Origin of the sequence: Trichlorobacter sp. (assembly GCF_030247655.1) — a bacterium.
Lineage (GTDB): Bacteria > Desulfobacterota > Desulfuromonadia > Geobacterales > Pseudopelobacteraceae > Trichlorobacter.
The window spans coordinates 1-2,499 of sequence record NZ_JAOTRZ010000312.1; the positions used below are offsets into that span (position 1 = coordinate 1).

The 2,499-nt window shown below is 50.8% G+C and carries 2 protein-coding genes; both read right to left on the reverse strand.

All coding sequences use genetic code 11. The features are described from left to right. On the reverse strand, window positions 1-1,643 hold a 1,643-nt coding region (locus tag OEL57_RS16130), incomplete at its 3' end, for a diguanylate cyclase (RefSeq protein WP_300741888.1). Between the two features lie 248 nt (window positions 1,644-1,891). Next, on the reverse strand, window positions 1,892-2,338 hold the full coding sequence (locus OEL57_RS16135) for a hypothetical protein (RefSeq protein ID WP_300741890.1): 447 nt from the start codon (window positions 2,336-2,338) through the stop codon (window positions 1,892-1,894). Window positions 2,339-2,499: the final 161 nt, after the last annotated feature.

Here is a 2,499-nt window from a genome sequence, read left to right on the forward strand (position 1 = left end):
GTAATAGCCAGCTCCACCTCTTCCACCACAAACAGCTCCGATAACAGCCGTTTCACCTGATGGGCAAGATTGACAGCCATCTCACGATCCCCGGTAAGGGGTGCAACCAGAAAAAATTCATCGCCAAGAAACCGCCCCACCACTGAATCTTCAGAAGCCGTCTGCTTCAGGCGTTTGGCAACTTCAATTAGCAACAGGTCGCCAAAGTCATGGCCAAAGGTGTCGTTGACAAATTTGAGGTTATCGATATCAATCAGCAGAAGGGATAAGGTCTGCTCTGCCTCCATCCGCTTGACGGTGGCATTCAGATGACTTTCCAGATAGTAACGGTTATAGAGCCCGGTTAGGCTGTCATGGCTGGCCTGCCAGCTCAGGGACTCTTCATGGGCCTTGCGGCTGGTAATATCTTCTTTGACCGCAATAAAATTGGTGATTTCACCAGCCTCATTCCTGATCGGGGCAATACTGCAGAGATCCCAGTAAAGTGTGCCGTTTTTGCGTTTATTGCAGAACTCTCCCCGCCACTCATGGCCAGCCAGGATAGTCTGCCAAAGCTCTGCATACAGCTCCAGTGGCTGTTTTCCCGACTTAAGCAGACTGGGTTTTTGCCCGATTATCTCATCATACCTATAGCCGGTTACCATGCAAAAATGGGGATTCACGTATTCGATCACCCCTTGAGTGTCGGTAATAATGACTGAGTTGGCGCTCTGTTCAACCGCTGCAAACAGTTTACGACGCTCTTCAACCTGATGGTTCAGATCGGCTGTTTTACGTAGCACTTCACGCCGCAGCAGGGCCACAAAGATACCAAGCAACAGCGCCCCACCCAACACCCCGCCCAATAGCCACAAGAGCCAGCGCGGCATACGGTACCCGGCCCCTTCTATCCCCAGCCAACGTTTCAGAGACTGGTGATAGACCGAGTTACGGTCCTTTTTCATCGCTTCAAGCCGGGTATCAAAGGCGGCAAGAAGCGCCGCATGCTTACCCTTTGGTGCAGCCACCTGCACCGAGACCGGACTGAAGATGATCGGCGTGGGCTTAACTTTAAAAGAGCGCTCGTTTAAAAGGGAAAAAAAGCGGTTTGCCACCCCGGCATCCACTTCACCCCAGTCAATCATATCAAAGACATCTCTAAAATTATCCGCGTAGACCAGATCACAACGGATATTAAACTGCTGCAGCATCTTGATAAAAGTATTGCAGTAGACATCATTCTTTACTACGGCGACCCGCTTGCCACTCAGATCAGCATAGCTCTCAATCTTCTGGCCAGGACGACTGTAGAGCAAGCCCCAGTTTGAGATGACAGTGTGTTGATTATAACTGTATTTCTGCGCTCTTTCCGGGGTATGGGCAATACCCACCAGCAGATCAATCTCTGCGTTTTCAAGATTTTCAAGACATTCATTCCAGATACAGGGGCTGTATTGGATAGTCCACCCTTCCCGACTGGCCACCTCCTCAACGATGTCAATCATAATCCCCTGGGCCTTGCCATTATCTGCCGTACCGGCCATGGGATGATTCTGTTCATAGCCCACCCGTACAACTTGAGCCGTATGGGCAAAAGTCGGCAGCAGCATGAGAAGCAACACGATCGCACACGCTGTTAGCATCATAGGATGCATAGGTTTCATGCAGCTGCTCCCTCAGTAGTTTTGATACCAGTCTCCGACTGTCTAATTCTACCACAGCTCCATGATCCTGCAACCCGGCCCGACTCCTATTTTACACTAACCGTTCAGTTGCGACGTATCATCCAGAAAAACAAAAAGCCGCACCCTTTTAAAGTGCGGCCGACGCAACATATCAGTAGCAACAGAAACCTTCAGTCCGTGCAAAAACAGGTCTGTAGCGTCTGAAGGGGCTGAATAAAGCTACAGTTTTAGCCGAAGATCCCCGAATTCCGGTATGCAGCCGGGATGCCGCTGTCCTTACGTACTTCAGGCGGCTTTGTTTCCTTCTTACCTCCGGCTGCTGATTGGTTTGCGGGAACATGGGGCAGTTTTTCAAGCTTCTTTGCCGCCACGTTCAAGGCGATTAAAAGCATCTGAACATTGGCGCCAGGTTCACAAAGCAACACCAGCAATCGCTCCCCAACAGACCGGGCAATCAGTTTACCCAGTTCAAAACGGACTTCAGCCTGCCTGACACCACCCGTGGCATCTTCAAGCCCTAGCTGCTGCTCCGTCAACAAGCCACAAACCCTGCCAAGCTGATCACTGTCGTACATGTCAGGCAGTGACCGGACCAACAACTGTCCGCTATCATTTGCTATCATTCCGCCAATAACTCCCTGCGACGTCACGACACTACGCAGAATGGTTTCCATTATTTCCTCCTACCCCTGATTAGCCAGGGCACGCAGGACTTCAGTCTCAACCGCAGAGGGTTTGCCATCACCCTGTACACCGACAAAAAGATAGTTTTTCACCCCTTCAAGGGTGACAATATGGCCAGATGCTCCCTGCACCACAGCCCCTTTAAAATTAC